Below are 18,437 nucleotides of genomic sequence, written 5' to 3'. Positions count from 1 at the left end.
CCGCCGCCGTCGCGCGGGCGGCGTTCGCGGCGGGCGCCGACGGGGTCGTGGTGACGCCGGACGGGGACGCCGGGATCGCCGGGGCCGACCTGCCCGACCTGGCGGTCCTGGCCGTGCTCGCGCCGTTGCTGACGTCCGATCCGGCCGCAGAGCCGGGGCTGGCGGGGCTGCGGCACCGGCTGGACCTGCTCGACGAGCAGATCGTGCGGCTGGTGGCCCACCGCCGCGCCGTCGCCCGGCTGGTCGGCGCGGTCAAGCGGCGGGACCGGCTCCCGGCGCGCGACCTGCGCCGGGAGGTGCAGGTGCTGGACCGCGCCGCAGCCCTGGCCGGACGGCTGGACGCCGATCCGCGCACCGTTCTGGCGATCTTCAACCTGCTGATCGACGACGCGGTCGGCGCGCAGCGCGCCGTCCACACCACCCGTCCCCCCGAGGAGCGTCCGCGATGACGACCGTCACCGTGGTCGGCGGCCCCACCGCCGTGCTGGAGTACGGCGGTCTGCGCGTGGTCACCGACCCGACCTTCGACCCGCCCGGCGACTACGCCCTGGGCCCGCTGACGCTGACGAAGACCTCCGGTCCCGCGCTGTCCCGCGCCGCCGTGGGCCGGATCGACCTGGTGCTGCTCAGCCACGACCAGCACCCCGACAACCTGGACGAGGCGGGCCGCCGGACGGTGGCCTCGGCCCCGCTGACGCTGAGCACGGCCGACGCCGCCGCGCGCGTCGGCGCGACCGAGCTGCCGACCTGGCGGCACCACGACGTGGGCCCGGTGCGCGTCACGGCCGTGCCCGCCCGGCACGGCCCGCCGGGCTGCGAGGCCGTCACCGGCACGGTCACCGGGTTCGTGCTCAGCGGCGAGGGACTGCCGACCGTCTACGTCAGCGGCGACAACGCCTCCCTGGACCACGTCCGCGAGATCGCCGCGCGGTTCCCCCGCGTGGACGCGGCGCTGCTGTTCGGCGGGGCCGTGCGCACCCCGCTGATCGACGCGAAACTGACCCTGGACGCGGCCGACATGGTGGAGGCGGCCCGGATCCTGGGCGTCCGCCGCGTCGTCCCGCTGCACGTGGAGGGCTGGACCCACTTCACCGAGAACGAGTCCCACGTCCGCACGGCGTTCGCCGAGGCGGGACTGTCCGGCCTACTGGTCCGCCCACCGGACGGCACCCCCTTCGACCTGCTGTGACCCCCACGCACGTTCCCAGCGCGCGGACCGGCGATCCGCGCCCGCCGGTCTCGTCGATGGGGGCGTCCGGTGGAGGGGTCAGCCGGGCGGGAGCGGGGCGGCGGCCTCGCGGCGCAGGTCGTCCAGCCGGGCGGGGTCGGCGAGCAGGCCGTGCAGGGCGAAGTCGGCGATCTCGCGGGCGGCGACGGCCGTCTCGGGCAGGGCGAGGGCGTCGAACAGGGCCAGCACCATGCGCGCCCCGGACCGCGGGTCCAGGGGGCGCAGGTCGCCCTCGGCCTGGCCGCGCGCGACGAGGTCGGTGGTGACCTGCTCCAGCCGGTCCAGGGCGCGGCGTTCGGCGGCGAAGCGGTCCTGGCCGAGCTCGGGGGTGACGAGGATCGAGACCAGCAGGTAGGGCGAGTCCTCCAGCCGGGCCAGGTAGTCGCTCAGCCAGCGGTACAGGTGGGCGGCGGCGCGGCCGGGCCGGGACTCCAGGTCGCGGGCGGCGGCGAGGGCGGGCCCCACGGCGGCGTCGACGAGCGCGGCGAGGATCGCGTCCTTGGACGGGAAGTGCTTGTACAGGGCGGGTTGCCGGACGCCGACGGCGGCGGCGATGTCGCGGGTGGAGGTGGCCGAGTAGCCCTGGAGGGCGAACAGGCGGGCGGCGGCGTGCAGGATGCGGCGCGCCGACGGCGACAGGTCCCCGGCGGGCCGGGTCGTTTCCGCGGACATGGCGATCAGCGTAGTCCGCCCGCCCGTTCCCGCCTCACGCCCGGCCGGGCGTCTCCTCCGGGACGAGGGCCTCGGCGAGGGCTCGGTAGAACAGCAGCACGCCGGGCTCCTTCGGGCTGAGGTGGCCGCGCCCGGCGAAGCGGGACCCGACGGCGCGCTGGACGGCCTCCAGGCCGATCCGGTCCTCCTCGTTGACCGCGGTGGCGGCGGCGGTCTGCTCCTCGGCGACCTCCTGCGGGTCGAGGCCGTCCAGGAGGGCGGGCGGCATGAGCACGCCGCCGCGCACCTGCGTGCGGTCGATGGACAGCGGGATGAAGCTGAGCCAGGTGATCTGGTCGCCGAACGTGATCAGCCCTCCGGTGGGGAAGGTCAGCATCACGGTGGCGTTGGCGCGGTGCTCCCGCGGCAGCGGCACCGCGCCCCGCGGCAGCGTCGCGGCGAACGGCATCCGCGCCCACAGCGCCCCGCCGTCGATGGGGTGCAGCTCCATGTCGCCGCGTCCCGGCATGAACGGGTCGAGCGTCTCGGGGTGGAACCCCATGACGTGGTAGTTCTCGTAACCGTTCTCCAGCGTGAGCTTCCAGTTGACCCGCCACTCCTCCTCCACGGTGACGACCTGGACCATCTCGTCCATGCGGAACGGGGCCAGCTCCTCGGCGGCCGGGGCCAGCCGGGACGCCAGGGACGGCGCGCCGGCGTCGAGGTTGACGTAGACGAGGCCCTGCCACTCCTCGACGGCGAAGCCGGGCAGGCGGCAGGCGGCCGGGTCGAAGTCGGGGTTGCCCTTCATGAACGTCGCGCCCTTGAGCCGCCCGTCGAGCCGGTACTTCCACAGGTGGTAGGGGCAGGTGAAGTCGTCGGCGCGGCCGTGGCCGGGCTCGACCAGGGGCATCAGGCGGTGGCGGCAGACGGGTGACATGGCGTGCAGGGCGCCGTCCTCGTCGCGGGTGACCACCACCGGCTCCCCGGCGATGGTGAGCGAGACGTAGTCGCCGGGCGAGGCGAGCTCGTCGCGGTGGGCCACCAGCATCCAGGAGCGGCCGAACACGCGGGTGCGTTCCAGCTCGTACAGCTCCGGCGAGGTGAAGGCGCGCGGCGGGAGGCTGAGGCGGGGCGGGTCGCAGGACCGGTAGGCGGCCAGCTCCGCCAGCAGGCGGTCGAGTTCGGTGTCGGCGTGGCGGGCGGCGGTGGAGGCGATGGCGCTCATCCGGGGCTCCTTGCGGTCTCCGAGTGGTTATCGATTGATAACCACAGCACGAAGTTATCAACTGATAACCAGATGTCAAGGGGTCCGGAGCATGTCCCGCCATCCGAGGTGACCGACGCCTCCTGGCCGGACCATCGAATAAACACAATTATCTGTATGAGGTTGCCCCGGATCGGAGGAGCGGGAATGGCTCGGACGTACAAGCGGCGCGCACCGCTCGCGGCCCTGCCCGGCTCCTGCGTGGTGGCCCGGTGTGCCCTTCCCGGTGGCCGCGGCGACCCGCGGGCCGAGCCGGTCCCGATCACCGTCGAGGACGTCCGGATCACCGGGGGCGTCGCCGAGGCGCGGGCGACCCGGCCGCGCCGGCGGCCCGCGACGCTGTTCCTCCGCGGGGAGGGCGGGGTCTGGAAGCTCTGCGACCCCGAGCGCCACGGGCGCTGACCCGGACGCCGCCGGTGCCGACCCGGCGGGGCGTGGTAGTGGTGGGGCATGGACAGCCAGGTCACCACCATCACCACCGACGAGGGCCGGCGGGCGGCCTACGACATCCGGCTGCGGGTGTTCGTCGCCGAGCAGGGCGTGCCCGAGGAGATCGAACTGGACGAGCACGACGCGACCGCCGCGCACTTCCTCGCCGAGGCCGGCGGGCGGCCGGTCGGCACGGCGCGGATGCTGCGCCGGGGCGGCGTCGGTGTCCTGGGGCGGCTGGCGGTGCTGCCCGAGGGCCGGGGGTCCGGGCTGGGGGCCGCGCTGGTGCGGGCCGTGGAGGAGCACGCCCGCCGCGAGGGGCTGGCGGCGGTGGAGCTGCACGCCCAGACGAGCGCGCGGGGCTTCTACGAACGGCTCGGGTACGCGGCGTTCGGGGAGGAGGACGAGGAGGCCGGGATCCCGCACGTCTGGATGCGGAGGGATCTGGCGTCCCGGTGAGTGAGACGGCGTTCCCGGAAATTGACATGCGGGGGTTGAGGACGTCTACGATGGCCCGCATGGAACGTCGCTATTTCGTCTTTACGCAGCCGGCTCCGGGCGAGCCGGTCGGCGCGACGACCTGAGCGACGACCCCGGAGCCGGCTGGAAGGCGGAGTCCCCGCGGACTCCGCCTTCTTCCATGTCCCCCCATTGACCATGGCGGCCCCGGGAATCCCCTCCGATGCGGTCGCCGTTCACGACAGCCCCGCGGAACAGCGCGCAGGAAGGGATCCCGCCCATGACCGACCAGGTTCTCGACCCCGCCGAGACCGTCGTGGCCCCGCCCCGCCCCGAGGAGATCGGGACGCTCGCGCAGGCGCGGGCCGCGATCGACGACATCGACGCCGCGCTGGCGGCGCTGCTGGAGCGCCGCGCCGCCGTGGCCGCCGTGGTGCAGCGGCTCAAGCCGGTCGGCGGGTTCGCCGGGCGCGACCCCGAACGGGAGCGCCGGATCGTCGCGGCGATGGCCCCGCTGGCCCCGTCGCTGGGCCCCGAACGCCTCGCCCGGATCATGAACGTGGTCATCGAGGCGGGGCTGGAGGCGGCGCAGGAGGCCCGTTCGGGGTCCGGCCGGGAGACGGGCCCTGAGGTGGACCCTGAGGTGGGCCCTGAGACCGGCGCTGAGGCGGGCCCGTCCGCCGGGCGCTGACCACCCGCCAGCCGATCCACAGCGTCGCCACCAGGAACGGGATGGCGACCACCGCCCACCGCTGGGTGTGGTCGAACAGCATCAACCCCACCACCAGCACCAGGAATCCCAGCGCCAGCCAGTTGGTGTAGGGCGAGCCGGGCATCCGGTAGCCGGGGCGTTCGACCTCGCCGCGCAGCGCCGCGCGGCGGAACCGGATCTGGGCGTACAGCAGCGTCGCCCAGGTGGTCAGCACGCCCAGCGAGGCGATCGAGGTGGCGATCTCGAACGCCTCGTGCGGCACCACCGCGTTCAGCGCCACCCCGGCCAGGTACACGAGCGAGGTGAACAGGATGCCGCCGTAGGGCACGTGGCGGGAGCTCATCCGCGCGGTGACGGCCGGGGCCTCGCCGCACTGGGCCAGCGAGCGCAGGATGCGTCCGGTGGAGTACAGGCCGGAGTTGGTGGACGACAGCGCCGCCGACAGCACCACCAGGTTCATGACGCCGCCGATCCCGGCGACGCCCAGCGCCGCGAACACCGTCACGAACGGGCTCTCCCCCGGCGTGTAGACCGTCCACGGCAACACCGTCACCAGCAGGAACACCGCGCCGACGTAGAACAGCGCGATCCGCCAGACCACGCCGTTGATGGCCCTGGGCAGCACCGTGCGGGGGTTCTCGGCCTCGCCCGCCGAGATGCCGACCATCTCGATGGCCGCGTACGCGAAGATCACGCCCTGGAGGCTCAGCAGCACCACCCAGGAGCCCTGCGGCATGAACCCGCCGTGGTCGGTGAGGTTGGCCAGCGTCGCCCGGTGCTCGCCGACCCGGTGCCGGGTCGCCACCAGGACCACCCCGACCACCAGGAACACGGTGATCGCGGCGACCTTCAGCATGGCGAACCAGAACTCCAGCTCGCCGAACAGCCGCACCGACACCAGGTTCACCGCCAGCAGCACGCCCAGCGCGGCCAGCGCCGACAGCCACTGGGGGAAGTCCGGCGCCCAGTAGTGCACGTAGATCCCGACCGCGGTGATCTCGGCGACGCCGGTCATCGCCCAGTTCAGCCAGTACATCCAGCCGCTGGCGAACCCGGCCCAGGGTCCGATGAACTCGCGCGCGTAGGTGACGAAGCTGCCCGCCGTGGGCCGGTGCAGCACCAGCTCGCCCAGCGCGCGCATCACGAGGAACGCGACGATCCCGGCGGCCAGGTAGGCCAGCACCAGGCCGGGCCCGGTCTGGTGCATCCGCTGGGCGCTGCCGAGGAACAGCCCGACGCCGATCGCGCCGCCCATGGCGATCATCTGGACGTGCCGGGGTTTGAGGGACTTGTGGTAGCCCTCGTCGTCGGGCTCCTCGGGGACCGGCGGCTCCACGGCGTGGGCGGGCATGCCGCGCGCCGCCTCCCGCGCCGGCTCCGCCTCGTAGCGGGCCGCCAGGGCGGCCTGCCGCGCCGCCTCCCGGGCCGCCCGCCGCGCCGCGTCGGCCGCGGGTCCCCCGACCCGCGGCTCCGGATCGTCGCCCTGCCCCGTCACGCGGCCCCCTCGCGTTCCCCGTTCCGGGCCCGCGACCGGCGGGCCCGGGAACGGACTACCCCGCTCCGGGCCGGTGATCACCGAGGGTCAGCGCATGATCGCGTAAAGGCCGCGGCTCAGGAGTCCGCGGAGACGATCTCCAGGGCGCGGCCCAGGTCCTCGGGGTAGGGGCTCTCGAACGCGACCCAGTCGCCGCGCGTGGGGTGCTCGAAGCCGAGCCGCACCGCGTGCAGCCACTGCCGGGTCAGCCCGAGCCGGGCGGCCAGCGTCGGGTCCGCGCCGTAGGCCATGTCGCCCACGATCGGGTGCCGGATCGCCGCCATGTGCACCCGGATCTGGTGGGTGCGGCCGGTCTCCAGGTCGACGTCCAGCAGCGTCGCCGCGCGGAACGCCTCCACGGTGTCGTAGTGCGTCACCGACGGCTTGCCGCCCGCCACGACCGCGAACCGGCCGTCGTGGGAGGGATGCCGGTCGATCGGGGCGTCCACCGTCCCCCGGAACGGGTCCGGGTGCCCCTGCACCAGCGCCTGGTAGCGCTTGTCGATGCGGCGCTCCTTGAACGCCCGCTTCAGCCGCGAGTAGGCGACCTCGCTCTTGGCGACCACCATCGCGCCGGTGGTGTTGGCGTCCAGGCGGTGCACGATGCCCTGCCGTTCGGCCGCGCCGCTGGTCGCGATGGTGTGCCCGGCCCCCAGCAGGCCGCCCAGCACGGTCGGGCCGGTCCAGCCGGTGGTGGGGTGGGCGGCCACGCCGATCGGCTTGTCCACCACCACGATGTCGTCGTCCTCGTAGAGGATCCCCATGCCCGGCACCGGCTCGGCGACCGGGGCGGGCGGCGCGGGCGGCGGCGGGAGGGTGACCTCCAGCCAGGACCCCGCGTGCAGCCGGTCGGACTTGCCGGCCGGGGCGCCGTCCACCGTCACGTCTCCGGCGGCGGCGATCTCCGCGGCGCGGCTGCGGGACAGGCCGAACAGGCGCGCCAGCGCGGCGTCGACCCGTTCGCCCTCCAGCCCGTCGGGGACCGGGAGGCTGCGTACGTCGCTCATCAGGGCTTCTCCGGGGCGGATCCGGGTTCTTCGGTGGACCCGGCCACGCTACCGGTCCCCGCGGCGGGCTCGGACCCGCTCTCCGCGCCCTCGGCCTGCCCGGCCTTCCCGGTCTTCCCAGCCTGCCCGGCCTCGTCCGGCTCGTTCGACCTGTCGTCCTTGTCGTCGGACACGCGGGTCCCGTCGATCTGCAGCCCCCGCGCCGCCAGCAGGACCGCCAGCACCCCGCCGCACACGATCGCCGAGTCGGCCAGGTTGAACACCGGCCAGTTCGGCAGCTCGATCCAGTCCACGACGTGCCCGCGCAGCGGGGCCGGGGCGCGCAGCATCCGGTCGGCCAGGTTCCCCAGCGCCCCGCCCAGCAGCAGGCCCAGGCAGATCGCCCAGGGCAGGCTGCGCAGGTTGCGGGCGGTGCGCAGGATCGCCACCACCACGCCGCAGGCGATCACCGTGAAGACCACGGTGTAGCCGGTGCCGATCGAGAACGCGGCCCCGCTGTTACGCGTCTCGCGCAGTGTCAGCAGGCCGCCCAGCAGCCGGATCGGCTCCCGGTCCTGGAGGGTGGCCACCACGATGATCTTGGAGATGACGTCGGCGGCCAGCGCGGCCAGCGCCACGGCCACCAGCGTGCCGATCCGGCGCGGCCGCGCCGTCCCGTTCGTCCCCGCGGGCGTTTCCTCCACCGGCTCGTCGGACTTTCCTCGCGGCTGCGACGGAGTGGTTCGGTTCATTCAGCGACGTTCCTCGCGTTGTTTGCAGGCCACACACATAGTGGCACGAGGGAACGCCTGCAAGCGCGCCTTGCCGATCGGGCGCGTGCACGACTCGCACACGCCGTAGGTCCCGGCGTCCATGCGCCGCACCGCCCGCTCGCACTGGACCAGCAGGTCACGGGCGTTGTGGGCGAGGGCCATCTCGTGCTCGCGCTCGTAGGTCTTGGCGCCCGCGTCGGCCTGGTCGTCGCCCGCCCCGTCGCCGCCGCCGTCCTCGGCGATCGTGGATTCGGCGTGCGCGATCTCCGCGACCAGGGCGGCCATCTCCGCCTCCAGGGTCGCCCGCACCTCGGCCAGCTCCGCCTCGGTCCAGGAGTCCTCGTCGGCGCGCACGGGCAGCTCGACGGCGGGCTTGACGACGGCCTTGGCGACCACCTGCCCCGCCGTGACCTCGGACCCGTTCTTCGCGGCGGCCCCGGGCGCGGACTTCGCCGGTTTGGCCGCCGGTTTGGCCGCCGCCTTGGTCTTCGCCGCGCGTCCGGCGGGCTTGGCCGGGCTCTTGGCCCCCGCGGCCTTCTTGGCGGCGGGTTTCTTCGCGGCCGCGGGCTTCGGCGGCGTCTTGGGCGCGGCCTTGCGCACGGCGGGTTCCACAGCGGTCTCTTCGACGGACAGTGCGGGCGGCATGGGTCCCCTCTTCCTGGCACGGCGATCACCCCGGCTGAGTTACACGCCGCATATGCCCAGTCACCCGGCGCACGGAAACCCGGCGTTCGGGCAAAAATCTCGGCGCGGACCGGCCCCGGGACGTGCCGATAACAGGAAGAGTTCCCCGACGGGGTACGTTAATCTCTCAACGAGCAGTCTCATCGGCAGGCGCTGATGGGGACACCTGCCGCCGAACGCGGCCTTGAGCGACCCGGGGACGGTGCGAGCCCGGGGGCTGGCCCGGCGGTCTGATCACCCCTGAGCCGCCGGAGGAACGGTCCCCCGCGGACCCAGTAGAACCGGCAGCCGTGACTGGAACGAAGCGGACCGCGCCGTCCGGGAACCCCCGGGGACGCGGTCAAGGAGGGTGGTACCGCGGGACCCCGCACGGGCGTCTCGTCCCTCCGGTCCACGTGCAGTCCTCGTGTCGATCCGGAGGTCCTTCCACCGTGAGCCGTCAGTTCCGGCCCCTGCCCGCGCAGGTCGACCTGCCCGCCCTGGAGCGGGACATGCTGCGCCGCTGGCAGGAGAACAAGGTCTTCGAGCGGTCCCTGGAGCGCACCGCCGACGGGCCGCGCTGGATCTTCTACGAGGGTCCGCCCACCGCCAACGGCATGCCCGGCGTCCACCACGTCGAGGCCCGCGTCTTCAAGGACGTCTTCCCGCGCTACCGGACCATGAAGGGCTACCACGTCCCCCGCAAGGCGGGCTGGGACTGCCACGGCCTGCCCGTCGAGGTCGCCGTCGAGAAGGAACTCGGCCTGTCCGGCAAGAAGGACATCGAGTCCTACGGCGTCGCCGCGTTCAACGACCGCTGCCGCGAGTCGGTGCTGCGGCACGTGGACGCGTTCGAGGAGATGACCGAGCGGATGGGCTACTGGGTCGACATGTCCCAGGCCTACCGCACCATGGACCCGCAGTACGTGCAGGCCGTCTGGTGGTCGCTGAAGGTCGTCTTCGACAAGGGGCTGCTGTTCCGCGACTTCCGGATCACCCCCTACTGCCCGCGCTGCGGCACCGGCCTGTCGGACCACGAGCTCGGCCAGCCCGGCGGCTACGAGACCGTGACCAGCCCGTCGGTGTACGTGCGGATGCCGGTCGCCTCCGGCCCGCTGGCCGACCTCGACGCCTCCCTGCTCATCTGGACCACCACGCCCTGGACCCTGGTGTCCAACACCGCCGTGGCCGTCCACCCCGACGTCACCTACGTCGCCGCCCGGCCCGCCGGGTCCGACGAGGTCCTGGTCGTCGCCGAGCCGCTGCTGGCGAAGGTGCTGGGCGAGGACGCCGAGGTCGTGGCGACCTACACCGGTCGCGAGCTGGAGCGCACGCCCTACCGGCGGCCGTTCGGGCTGGTCGACATCCCCGACGCGCACTACGTCGTGCTGGGCGACTACGTCACCGTCGAGGACGGCACCGGCCTGGTCCACCAGGCCCCCGCCTTCGGCGCCGACGACATGAACGTCTGCAAGGCCTACGGCATGCCGGTCGTCAACCCGATCGGCCCGGACGGGAGGTTCCTGCCCACCGTCCCGATGGTCGGCGGACGGTTCTTCAAGGACGCCGACGAGGAGCTCACCGAGGACCTCAGGGCGCGCGGCCTGCTGTTCCGGGGCGGCCACTTCGACCACAGCTACCCGCACTGCTGGCGCTGCCACACCCCGCTGCTGTACTACGCGCTCCCGGCCTGGTACATCCGCACCACCGAGATCAAGCAGCGGCTGCTGGAGGAGAACGCCCGGACCAACTGGTTCCCCGAGACGGTCAAGGAGGGCCGCTACGGGGAGTGGCTGCGCAACAACGTCGACTGGTCGCTGTCGCGCAGCCGGTACTGGGGCACCCCGCTGCCGCTGTGGGTGTGCGAGGACGACGAGGAGCACGCCACCTGCGTCGGCTCCCTCGCCGAGCTCGGCGAGCTCGCCGGCCGGGACCTGTCGGAGCTGGACCCGCACCGGCCGTTCGTCGACGACGTGACGCTCCCCTGCCCGGCCTGCGGCGGCACCGCCAGGCGGGTGCCGGACGTCATCGACGCCTGGTACGACTCGGGCTCGATGCCGTTCGCGCAGTGGGGCGCGCCGCACCAGGACAAGGACGTCTTCGAGCGGTCCTACCCCGCGCAGTACATCTGCGAGGCGCAGGACCAGACCCGCGGCTGGTTCTACTCGATGATGGCCGTCGGCACCCTGGTGTTCGACCGGTCGTCCTACGAGAACGTGCTGTGCCTCGGCCTGATCCTCGCCGAGGACGGCCGCAAGATGAGCAAGCACCTCGGCAACGTCCTCCAGCCGATCCCGCTGATGGACCAGCACGGCGCCGACGCGCTGCGGTGGTTCATGGCGGCCTCCGGCCTGCCCTGGGCGGCCCGCCGCGTCGGGTCCAACGCCCTGGAGGAGATCGTCCGCAAGGTGCTCCTCACCTACTGGAACACCGCCTCGTTCTTCGTGCTGTACGCCAACGCCGCCGCCGCGCAGGGCCGCGCCTGGACCCCGGACCTGATGGCCGAGGCCCCGGCCCCGGCCGACCGGCCGCTGCTGGACCGCTGGGCGCTGGCCGAGCTGCACCGCACCGTCGCCGAGGTCGACGACGCGCTGGAGAGGTTCGACACCGCCCGCGCGGGCCGCCGGCTCGCCGAGTTCGTGGACGACCTGTCCAACTGGTACGTCCGCCGCTCGCGCCGCCGGTTCTGGAACGGCGCGCGGTCGCCGGAGAGCGCCTCGGCGTTCGCGACCCTGTACGAGTGCCTGGAGACCCTCACCCGGCTGATGGCGCCGCTGGTGCCGTTCATCACCGACCACGTGTGGGACGTCATCCGGCCCGAGGGCTCCCCCGAGTCGGTCCACCTGGCCGACTGGCCGGTGGTGAACGAGGACCTGCTGGACGCCGACCTGACGGCGCGGATGGCGCTGGTGCGCCGCCTGGTGGAGCTGGGCCGCGCCGCCCGCACCGCCGGGGGCGTGCGCACCCGCCAGCCGCTCGGCCGCGCCCTGGTCGGCGCGCCGGGCTGGGCCGCGCTGCCCGAGGAGCTGCGCGGGCAGATCGCCGACGAGCTGAACGTGCAGGCGTTCGAGGACCTGTCGGCGATCGGCGGCGACCTGGTCGAGTACGAGGTCAAGCCCAACTTCCGGGAGCTGGGCAAGCGGTTCGCCAAGCAGACCCCGCTGGTCGCCAAGGCGATCACCGCGGCCGACCCGCGCGAGCTGGTGACGGCGCTGCGCCGGGACGGTGCGGCGACCGTGAGCGCCGCCGAGCTGGGCGAGGTCCCGCTGGGCCCGGACGAGGTGATCGTCACCGAGCGGCCGCGCAGCGGCTGGGCGGTGGAGAGCGCCGCGGGCGAGACCGTCGCGCTCGACCTGACCGTCACGCCGGAGCTGCGCCGCGCGGGCCTGGTCCGCGAGGCGATCCGGCTGGTCCAGGAGGCCCGCAAGGCCACCGGCCTGGAGGTCACCGACCGGATCGTGCTGTGGTGGCAGGCCAACGGCGACGACCTCGCCGAGGCGCTGCGCGCCCACCAGGACGACGTCGCCGCCGAGGTCCTGGCCGACGCCGTGCACGAGGGCCGTCCCGGGGACGGCCTGACCGCGCACCGCGACGAGGAGCTCCAGGTGACCTTCTGGGTGTCCAGGAGCGCCTAGGGGCCCGCTGGATCGGGCGGCCGGATGCCACATCCGGCCGCCCGATTCGCCGTTTCCCCTACAACGCGATACATCGCAAGTGCGATGATGGTGGGGTGAACCTTCCAGAACCGCCTTCGGCCGACGGTTCCCCGGCCGACCCCCGTCTGATGCGGGCCTCCGACGCCGACCGGGACCAGGTCGCCGACCGGCTGCGGGAGGCGCTGGCGGAGGGGCGCATCACGCCCGAGGAGCACTCCGAGCGCATCGACGCCGTCTACCGGGCCCGCACCTACGCCGACCTGGAGCCGGTACTGGCCGACCTGCCCGCCGGTCCCGGGGCCGTGCCCACCCCCACGGTGTCGCTGCGCAAGGAGGAGTCCCTCCCCGCGCCGGTCTCGCAGGGCGGCGGCATCGTCGCGATCTTCTCGGGGGCCGAGCGGCGCGGCCGCTGGCTCGCCGACCCGCACACCAACGTCGCCGCCGTGTTCGGCGGCGTCGAGCTCGACTTCCGGCAGGCCGTGCTGTCCCAGCGCGAGGTCACCGTCAACGTGACGTGCGTGTTCGGCGGCGTGGACATCACCGTTCCGCCCGGCGTCCGCGTGGTCAACTCCATCGCCGCCGTGCTGGGCGGCGTGGAGGTGCCGCACGACGACGAGTTCGCCGCCGACGCCCCCGTGATCCACCTGACCGGCCTGGCGCTGTTCGGCGGGGTGTCGGTCAAGCGCCGCGAGACGGGCGCCTCCCGCTCCGAGGCCCGCCGCGCCGAACGGCAGCGGAGGCTGGAGGAGCACGGCCGGCGCATCCGGGAGATCCACGACGAGCGCCGCGAGAACCTGCGCGCCCTGCGGCACGCCCGCCACCCCCGCCGCGGCTGACCCGTGCGGACGCCGAGGGCCGCGTCCCGGTGGGACGCGGCCCTCGTGGCGGACGCGGGATCAGTCGCGGGCGTGCTCGCGGTCGGGCTGGCACACCAGGCACGGGGTGCAGCCGCGCGCCTTGGCCTCTCCGCGCGACAGCGCCTCCAGGTCGTCGGCGTCGTCCCCGATGTCCTCGATCAGCGCGCAGTCGGTGCGGTGGTACCGCTTGGTGCCGCTCAGGATCCGCACCTGCGGGCCCTCGTCCTCGCCCTCGGCGGCCGGGTCGGCGGCCTTCGCGGGCGCCGGGGCGGGCTCGCCGGGGACGTCGGCGGCCGCGTCGGCGACGTCCTCGTCCCCGGGGGTCTCCGTCGTGGGCGTCTCCGTCGTGGGCGTCTCGGCCTTGGCGGTCTCCGGCTTGACGGGCTCCGCCTTGGAGGGCTCCGCCTTGGGCGTCTCCACCCCGGTGTCGGCGGACTCGCGCGGCCGGGGCGGCATGACCTCGGCGGCGGACGCGGTCTCGGCCGCGGCGGGCTTCTCGTCCTTGACCGGGGCCGCGGTGACAGACTCGGCGGGCTCGACGGGCTCGACGGGCTCGACGGACTCGGCGGGCTTCGTCCCGGCGTCGGCCGTCTCGCCGGAGCCCTTGTCGGAACCCTTGTCAGGGCCCTTGTCGGCAGGCTTGTCGGCGGGCTTGCCCGGAACGGGCCAGGCCGAGGGAAGCGGCGCGGTCGGCGCGGGAGCGCTCGACGCGGCGGGCTTGACCGGGTCGGCGGGCTTGGCGGGCCCGGAGGCTCCCAGCGGCGCACCGCCGCTCTCGGCCGCCGTGCCGGTCTTCGTACCGGTCGGCGCGCCGGTCGCCGGCTTGGAGGCCGTCCTGGTCGCCCCGACGGAGGTCTTGGTGGTGCTCACGGCGGCGCTCTTCGCCTTCGCCGGTGCGCTGATGGCGGCGCGGGCCGCCAGCGCGGTGTCGGGCATGCAGGCGGTGCAGGGGCTGAACCCCTCCTCGCGCGCCTCGACGTAGGTGAGCTCCTCGGTCTCCCGCCCGGCCAGCTGGCGGCAGGTGTCCAGGTGGTAGCGGCGACGGCCGCGCACGACGTGGACCAGGGAGTCCTCGGGGACCTCGACCGCCGGGGCGGGCACGGCCGCCTCGTCGTCGGCCGGGGCCGCGGACGGATCCGGGGCGGCGGCGGAGGCGTCACCGGTGGTCGCCGGACGCGCGTCCTTCCCGCTCTTCTTCCCCTTGTCGCCCTTGTCCTTCTTGGCGGCCTTGCGGCCACTCCCGGCGGCGGGCGCCGTGCCCGGGCCGAAGATCTCCTTGCGGCGCAGGAACACCCCGATGGCGAGGCAGAGGAAGGACACCACGCTGACCGCGATCGAGCCGTAGATCACATAGAGCCCGTCGACGCCGAACACCTGCGGGTTGTCGCCGTTACCGGCCAGGACGCCCGCCACGAGCAGGGCGATCGCCACCAGTACGAGCACACCACTCAGGATGATCACAGGGTCTCTCCCCCTTCACAGGCGCGTCCCCGCAGACCGTCGTCCCGGTCTGGAGACCACCGCAGACGTTCCGACACGCCAACGCCGCCGGGATGGCTCGGACGCCATCCGCGGCGCGGCGATCGGAGTAGACACTATCGCCTGTGAGGCTGGCCTCAGCGCCTCTCGTGCGGCGGGTTGTCCCCGGCGTGGAACGCACCGGTCGCCGAGTGCTGCACCTGCTGGGTGTGCTGGGGCTGGTCGGCCGGCGACGGGAAGGGGTTGGCGCCCGTCTGTGTCCCGTTGCGGTCACCGTGCGCGAGAGCCGACTGCGGTCCGGTCTGCTGGGGTCCGGTGGGGTTCGGCTGGCCGACCCCGGGGAACGCGCCCGCCTCGGCGCTGGTGCCCTCCACGTCGCGCAGCAGGCCCTCCAGGTAGACCTTCAGGCGGCTGCGGTACTCGCGTTCGAAGGCGCGCAGGTTGTCGACCTCGCGCTCCAGCTCCTCGCGCTGCTGCACCAGCGAGCCCATGACCTGGCGGTGCCGCTCCTGGGCGTCGCGGTCGAGGGCCTCGGCGCGCGAGCGGGCCTCGCTGACGATCTGGTCGGCCTGGCGGCGCGCCTTGCCGAGGATCTCCTCGGCCTCGCGGCGGGCCCGGCCCAGCGTCTCGTCGGCCTCCCGGCGGGCGTCGGCGATCGCCTGGTCGGCGGTCTGCTGCGCCAGCGCCAGCACGCGGGCCGCGGTGTCCATGTTGTCCTCGCCGGAGGGCGGCGGGGAGGACATGCCGAGGCCGCCCAGCGGAGCGGGCTCGGGCTCGGGCTGCGGGACCGGCTCGGGGCGCGGCGGCTCGGGGATCTTGGTGACGTCGGGCTTGGGCTCGACGATCGGGGCCGCCATGGCGGGGACCTTGCCGCGCAGGCACTCGGCCAGCTTCGCCCGCAGCTCCTCGTTCTCCTGGATGAGGCGGTCCAGCTCGGCCTCGACCTCGTCGAGGAAGGCGTCCACCTCCTCCTCGTCGTACCCCGGCCTGAGCCTGGTGGTACTGAACTGCTTGTTCCGCACATCGGCGGGTGTGAGCGGCATGTTCGTCTCCTTGGCGCGCTTGGAGTCTTTCCCGATGGACGGTATCTGATCACACCTACCGGAGGATGTTGATCAGTAGCCCGACCGCGAGGAAGAGGACCATGAAGCTGAGGTCCAATGCCACGTTACCCAGCCGCACCGGGGGGATGAAACGCCTCAGCAGTTTCAGTGGCGGATCGGTGATGGTGTAGACCACTTCGGCGATCACCAGGACGACGCCGCGGGGACGCCAGTCGCGCGCGAACTGCTGGAGGATCTCCAGGATCATCCTCCCGATCAGGAGCAGGAGGAAGAGGTACAGCAGGGGGATGAGCACCTGTACAACGATTGTCACGGAACTCTCACTTGTGGCTCTCTGTCAGCTCTGGTTGAAGAACCCTCGTTCTGCCATCCGGGCCTTGTCCTCCGCCGTCACCTCCACGTTGGCGGGCGAAAGCAGGAACACCTTGTTGGTAACACGCTCGATGCTCCCGTGCAGGCCGAACACCAGACCCGCCGCGAAGTCGACCAGCCGCTTGGCGTCCGAGTCGACCATCTCGGTGAGGTTCATGATCACCGGGGTGCCCTCACGGAAGTGCTCCCCGATGGTCCTCGCCTCGTTGTAGGTCCTTGGATGCAGCGTAGTGATGCGCGCAAGGTCGGTGGTACCCGACTCGTACAGAGCCACCGGACGGCGTTCCGCGACGGCCGGCGAGTGATGATCACGTTCCCGCTCCCCGGCGTCGTCCCCTCGGGTAAGCTGACCGCCGGGCTCGTCCTCGCGGCGCCTCCCCCGCTCGGGGTCGGCGTCGTCGTAGACCTCGTCGTACTCGTCGTAGTCGTCGTACTTGCCGTACTTGTCGTCGTAACGGTCGTCCTCCACAAGGCCGAGGTAGACCGCCATCTTGCGCATCGCGCTGGCCATACGCCCCTCCGTCGTCCTGTGGCCGCGGCACCCGGCGCCAGGCGCCGCCGTCGGACTGATCCGTCTGCGTGGCCTGCCCTTTCGGCGGTGACCACTGGGGGGACATTACCTGACGATTGCCCGTCGGCCGCCGAGCAACGCCGTACCGACACGCACGTGTGTCGCACCACATTCGATCGCCTGCTCCAGATCCCCGCTCATCCCCGCCGAAACGGTCGTGGCGGCGGGGTGCGCGGCGCGCAGGTCCGCGGCGATCCCGGCCAGCCGGGTGAACGCCGGCCCCGGGTCGGCGCCCAGCGGCGCGACCGCCATGACGCCGCCGAGCTCCAGCCGGTCGGCGGCGGCGATCTCCTCGGCGAGACGCGGCACGTCCCGCGGCTCCGCGCCGCCCCGGCCCTCCCGCTCGTCCAGCGACACCTGGATGAGGCAGCGCAGCGTGCGTTCCTCCCTGGCCGCGGCGCCGGCCAGCGCCGTCACCAGCCTGGAGCGATCCACCGACTGCACGACGTCGGCGTAGCGGGCCACCGAACGGGCCTTGTTGGTCTGCAACTGGCCGACGAAGTGCCAGGTGAGCGGCAGGTCCCGGGTGGCCTCGGCCTTCGGCGCGGCCTCCTGGTCGCGGTTCTCGGCCACCTCGGTGAGCCCGAGCCCGGCCAGCAGGCGCACGTCGGAGGCGGGGAAGGTCTTGGTCACCGCCACCAGGGTCACCTCGCCGGGGTCGCGTCCGGCGGCGGCGCAGGCCGCCGCGATGCGGGCGCGCACGTCGGCGAGGTTGGCGGCCAGCTCCGCGCGCCGTTCCGCGGCGGCCCCGCCGGAGGGGACGGAGGCCGGGTCGGCGGAGGCGGCGGGGGTGTCGGTCATCGGGGGTCTTCCGTGTCGGTCATCGGGGAGGCTCCTCCAGCCACACGTACCCGGCGAAGCGCCCGGTGCGCCGGTCGCGGCGGTAGGAGAAGAGGTCGGGGGTCTCGATGGTGCAGCGCGGGTCGAGGGCCACGTCGGTGACGCCCGCGCGGGCCAGCTGCCCGGCGATCCCGGCGCGGATGTCCAGGCCGGGCGTCCCCCGGCGGGTGGTCGCGTACGCCTCCGGCACCGCGGCGGCGACCTCGGCGCGCATCGCCTCGGGCACCTCGTAGCAGCCGCCGCAGGCGGCCGGGCCGATCGCCGCGCGGACGCGGGCGGGGTCGGCGCCGAGCCCGCGCATCCGTTCCAGCAGGGCCGGGACGATCCCGGCGGCGGTGCCGGGCCGTCCCGAGTGGGCGGCCCCGACGACCCGCGCCTCGGGATCGGACAGCAGGACCGGGGCGCAGTCGGCGACCAGCACCGCCAGCGCCAGGCCCGGGACGGTCGTGACGACCGCGTCGACCGGGTCGGGGTCGGCGTCCGGCGGTGTGGGGCCGGTGACGGTCGCCACCTCCGCGCCGTGCACCTGCCGCATCCACACCACGCGGGTGGCGTCGAGGCCGAGCGCGGCGGCGGCGCGTTCCCGGTTGGCGCGCACGGCGGCCGGGTCGTCCCCCACCGCGCCGCCCAGGTTGAGGGCGTCGTAGGGGGCGGCGCTGACGCCGCCGGTCCGGCCGGTGAACGCGGCCCCGACCCCGGGGCCCAACGCGATCTTGTCGATCACTTCAGGAAGTCGGGGACGTCGAGGTCGTCGTCCTCGAACACCACCCGGTCGCGCCCGCGCTCGGCGGGCGCCGGGGCGGCGTCGCCGTCGCCGGCCGGCACGCGGGTGTGCCGGGGCTCGTTCACCGCCGGGCGCGGCGCGGGCGGACGCGGCGTCTCGCCCTCCTCGCCGC

18 protein-coding genes and 1 pseudogene are annotated in these 18,437 nt (G+C 73.9%); 7 read left to right on the top strand and 12 right to left on the bottom strand.

What is annotated here, in order from left to right:
• Both AKI01S_RS43440 and AKI01S_RS43435 read left to right on the top strand, forming a co-directional pair.
• The coding region (locus AKI01S_RS43440) for a chorismate mutase (protein ID WP_067831859.1) at positions 1–449 on the top strand (449 nt) is incomplete at its 5' end.
• A complete protein-coding gene (locus tag AKI01S_RS43435) occupies positions 446–1,189 on the top strand; it encodes an MBL fold metallo-hydrolase (RefSeq protein ID WP_067831858.1) in 744 nt (247 codons plus the stop codon). The genes AKI01S_RS43440 and AKI01S_RS43435, both read left to right, overlap by 4 nt.
• 78 nt (positions 1,190–1,267) lie before the next feature.
• On the opposite strand, the gene AKI01S_RS43430 is transcribed toward AKI01S_RS43435, so the two are convergent.
• Both AKI01S_RS43430 and AKI01S_RS43425 read right to left on the bottom strand, forming a co-directional pair.
• Positions 1,268–1,900, bottom strand: a complete 633-nt coding sequence (locus AKI01S_RS43430; protein ID WP_067831857.1) for a TetR/AcrR family transcriptional regulator — start codon at positions 1,898–1,900, stop codon at positions 1,268–1,270.
• A gap of 34 nt (positions 1,901–1,934) precedes the next feature.
• Positions 1,935–3,107, bottom strand: a complete 1,173-nt coding sequence (locus AKI01S_RS43425; RefSeq protein ID WP_067831856.1) for an aromatic ring-hydroxylating oxygenase subunit alpha — start codon at positions 3,105–3,107, stop codon at positions 1,935–1,937.
• Between the two features lie 186 nt (positions 3,108–3,293).
• Between AKI01S_RS43425 and AKI01S_RS43420 the strand changes: the two genes are divergently transcribed.
• From AKI01S_RS43420 to AKI01S_RS54035, 3 genes and pseudogenes are all read left to right on the top strand, one after another.
• Complete coding sequence (locus AKI01S_RS43420; protein ID WP_067831854.1) at positions 3,294–3,548, top strand: hypothetical protein; 255 nt, start codon at positions 3,294–3,296, stop codon at positions 3,546–3,548.
• A gap of 48 nt (positions 3,549–3,596) precedes the next feature.
• Complete coding sequence (locus AKI01S_RS43415) at positions 3,597–4,034, top strand: GNAT family N-acetyltransferase (RefSeq protein ID WP_067831853.1); 438 nt, start codon at positions 3,597–3,599, stop codon at positions 4,032–4,034.
• A gap of 223 nt (positions 4,035–4,257) precedes the next feature.
• Positions 4,258–4,554: pseudogene (locus AKI01S_RS54035) on the top strand (chorismate mutase); the annotation flags it as partial.
• A gap of 43 nt (positions 4,555–4,597) precedes the next feature.
• Here AKI01S_RS54035 and AKI01S_RS43405 read toward each other — a convergent pair.
• The 4 genes from AKI01S_RS43405 to AKI01S_RS54025 all read right to left on the bottom strand — a co-directional run bounded on the left by AKI01S_RS43405 (position 4,598) and on the right by AKI01S_RS54025 (position 8,435).
• Positions 4,598–6,241, bottom strand: coding sequence for an amino acid permease (locus AKI01S_RS43405; protein ID WP_067831851.1), 1,644 nt, complete (start codon positions 6,239–6,241; stop codon positions 4,598–4,600).
• 116 nt (positions 6,242–6,357) lie between these two features.
• Entirely contained in the window at positions 6,358–7,287 is a 930-nt protein-coding gene (locus AKI01S_RS43400) for an RluA family pseudouridine synthase (protein WP_067831850.1), read from the bottom strand.
• The gene (locus AKI01S_RS54030; RefSeq protein WP_245682028.1) at positions 7,287–8,018 is read right to left on the bottom strand and encodes a signal peptidase II; all 732 of its coding nucleotides are present in this window, start codon (positions 8,016–8,018) and stop codon (positions 7,287–7,289) included. The genes AKI01S_RS43400 and AKI01S_RS54030 overlap by 1 nt, the downstream gene beginning before the upstream one ends.
• Complete coding sequence (locus AKI01S_RS54025; protein WP_439951709.1) at positions 8,019–8,435, bottom strand: TraR/DksA family transcriptional regulator; 417 nt, start codon at positions 8,433–8,435, stop codon at positions 8,019–8,021. It abuts the gene before it with no gap.
• A 719-nt stretch (positions 8,436–9,154) separates the two neighbouring features.
• On the opposite strand from AKI01S_RS54025, the gene ileS reads away from it, so the two are divergent.
• Together ileS and AKI01S_RS43380 are read left to right on the top strand one after the other, a co-directional pair.
• The gene (ileS, locus tag AKI01S_RS43385; RefSeq protein WP_067831847.1) at positions 9,155–12,337 is read left to right on the top strand and encodes an isoleucine--tRNA ligase; all 3,183 of its coding nucleotides are present in this window, start codon (positions 9,155–9,157) and stop codon (positions 12,335–12,337) included.
• A gap of 95 nt (positions 12,338–12,432) precedes the next feature.
• On the top strand, positions 12,433–13,194 hold the full coding sequence (locus AKI01S_RS43380) for a DUF1707 SHOCT-like domain-containing protein (RefSeq protein ID WP_369688777.1): 762 nt from the start codon (positions 12,433–12,435) through the stop codon (positions 13,192–13,194).
• A gap of 60 nt (positions 13,195–13,254) precedes the next feature.
• Here the strand turns inward: AKI01S_RS43380 and AKI01S_RS43375 are convergent, their stop codons facing one another.
• The 6 genes from AKI01S_RS43375 to pgeF form a co-directional block, all read right to left on the bottom strand.
• The gene (locus AKI01S_RS43375) at positions 13,255–14,658 is read right to left on the bottom strand and encodes a hypothetical protein (RefSeq protein ID WP_157420566.1); all 1,404 of its coding nucleotides are present in this window, start codon (positions 14,656–14,658) and stop codon (positions 13,255–13,257) included.
• Positions 14,659–14,831: 173 nt separating this feature from the next.
• Complete coding sequence (locus AKI01S_RS43370; RefSeq protein ID WP_067831844.1) at positions 14,832–15,737, bottom strand: DivIVA domain-containing protein; 906 nt, start codon at positions 15,735–15,737, stop codon at positions 14,832–14,834.
• A gap of 55 nt (positions 15,738–15,792) precedes the next feature.
• Positions 15,793–16,071 carry a YggT family protein gene (locus tag AKI01S_RS43365; protein ID WP_067831843.1) on the bottom strand — a complete coding sequence of 93 codons (279 nt, stop codon included), beginning with the start codon at positions 16,069–16,071 and terminating at the stop codon, positions 15,793–15,795.
• A 24-nt stretch (positions 16,072–16,095) separates the two neighbouring features.
• Positions 16,096–16,641, bottom strand: coding sequence for a cell division protein SepF (locus AKI01S_RS43360; protein ID WP_067831842.1), 546 nt, complete (start codon positions 16,639–16,641; stop codon positions 16,096–16,098).
• Positions 16,642–16,746: 105 nt separating this feature from the next.
• Entirely contained in the window at positions 16,747–17,502 is a 756-nt protein-coding gene (locus AKI01S_RS43355; protein ID WP_067831840.1) for a YggS family pyridoxal phosphate-dependent enzyme, read from the bottom strand.
• A 19-nt stretch (positions 17,503–17,521) separates the two neighbouring features.
• Entirely contained in the window at positions 17,522–18,265 is a 744-nt protein-coding gene (gene pgeF, locus AKI01S_RS43350) for a peptidoglycan editing factor PgeF (RefSeq protein WP_067831839.1), read from the bottom strand.
• Between the last annotated feature and the right edge of the window lie 172 nt (positions 18,266–18,437).

The sequence above is a fragment of the Actinomadura kijaniata NBRC 14229 genome (genome assembly GCF_001552175.1).
Classification (GTDB): domain Bacteria; phylum Actinomycetota; class Actinomycetes; order Streptosporangiales; family Streptosporangiaceae; genus Spirillospora; species Spirillospora kijaniata.
The sequence above is the reverse complement of the archived record's forward strand: the minus strand, read 5'-3'. Positions and strand labels throughout refer to the sequence as shown.

Coding starts and splice junctions, on each gene's coding strand:
- AKI01S_RS43435 (WP_067831858.1), top strand. CDS start 446: ATGACGACCGTCACCGTGGTCGGCGGCCCCACCGCCGTGCTGGAGTAC.
- AKI01S_RS43430 (WP_067831857.1), bottom strand. CDS start 1,900: ATGTCCGCGGAAACGACCCGGCCCGCCGGGGACCTGTCGCCGTCGGCG.
- AKI01S_RS43425 (WP_067831856.1), bottom strand. CDS start 3,107: ATGAGCGCCATCGCCTCCACCGCCGCCCGCCACGCCGACACCGAACTC.
- AKI01S_RS43420 (WP_067831854.1), top strand. CDS start 3,294: ATGGCTCGGACGTACAAGCGGCGCGCACCGCTCGCGGCCCTGCCCGGC.
- AKI01S_RS43415 (WP_067831853.1), top strand. CDS start 3,597: ATGGACAGCCAGGTCACCACCATCACCACCGACGAGGGCCGGCGGGCG.
- AKI01S_RS43400 (WP_067831850.1), bottom strand. CDS start 7,287: ATGAGCGACGTACGCAGCCTCCCGGTCCCCGACGGGCTGGAGGGCGAA.
- AKI01S_RS54030 (WP_245682028.1), bottom strand. CDS start 8,018: ATGAACCGAACCACTCCGTCGCAGCCGCGAGGAAAGTCCGACGAGCCG.
- AKI01S_RS43370 (WP_067831844.1), bottom strand. CDS start 15,737: ATGCCGCTCACACCCGCCGATGTGCGGAACAAGCAGTTCAGTACCACC.
- AKI01S_RS43360 (WP_067831842.1), bottom strand. CDS start 16,641: ATGGCCAGCGCGATGCGCAAGATGGCGGTCTACCTCGGCCTTGTGGAG.
- AKI01S_RS43355 (WP_067831840.1), bottom strand. CDS start 17,502: ATGACCGACACCCCCGCCGCCTCCGCCGACCCGGCCTCCGTCCCCTCC.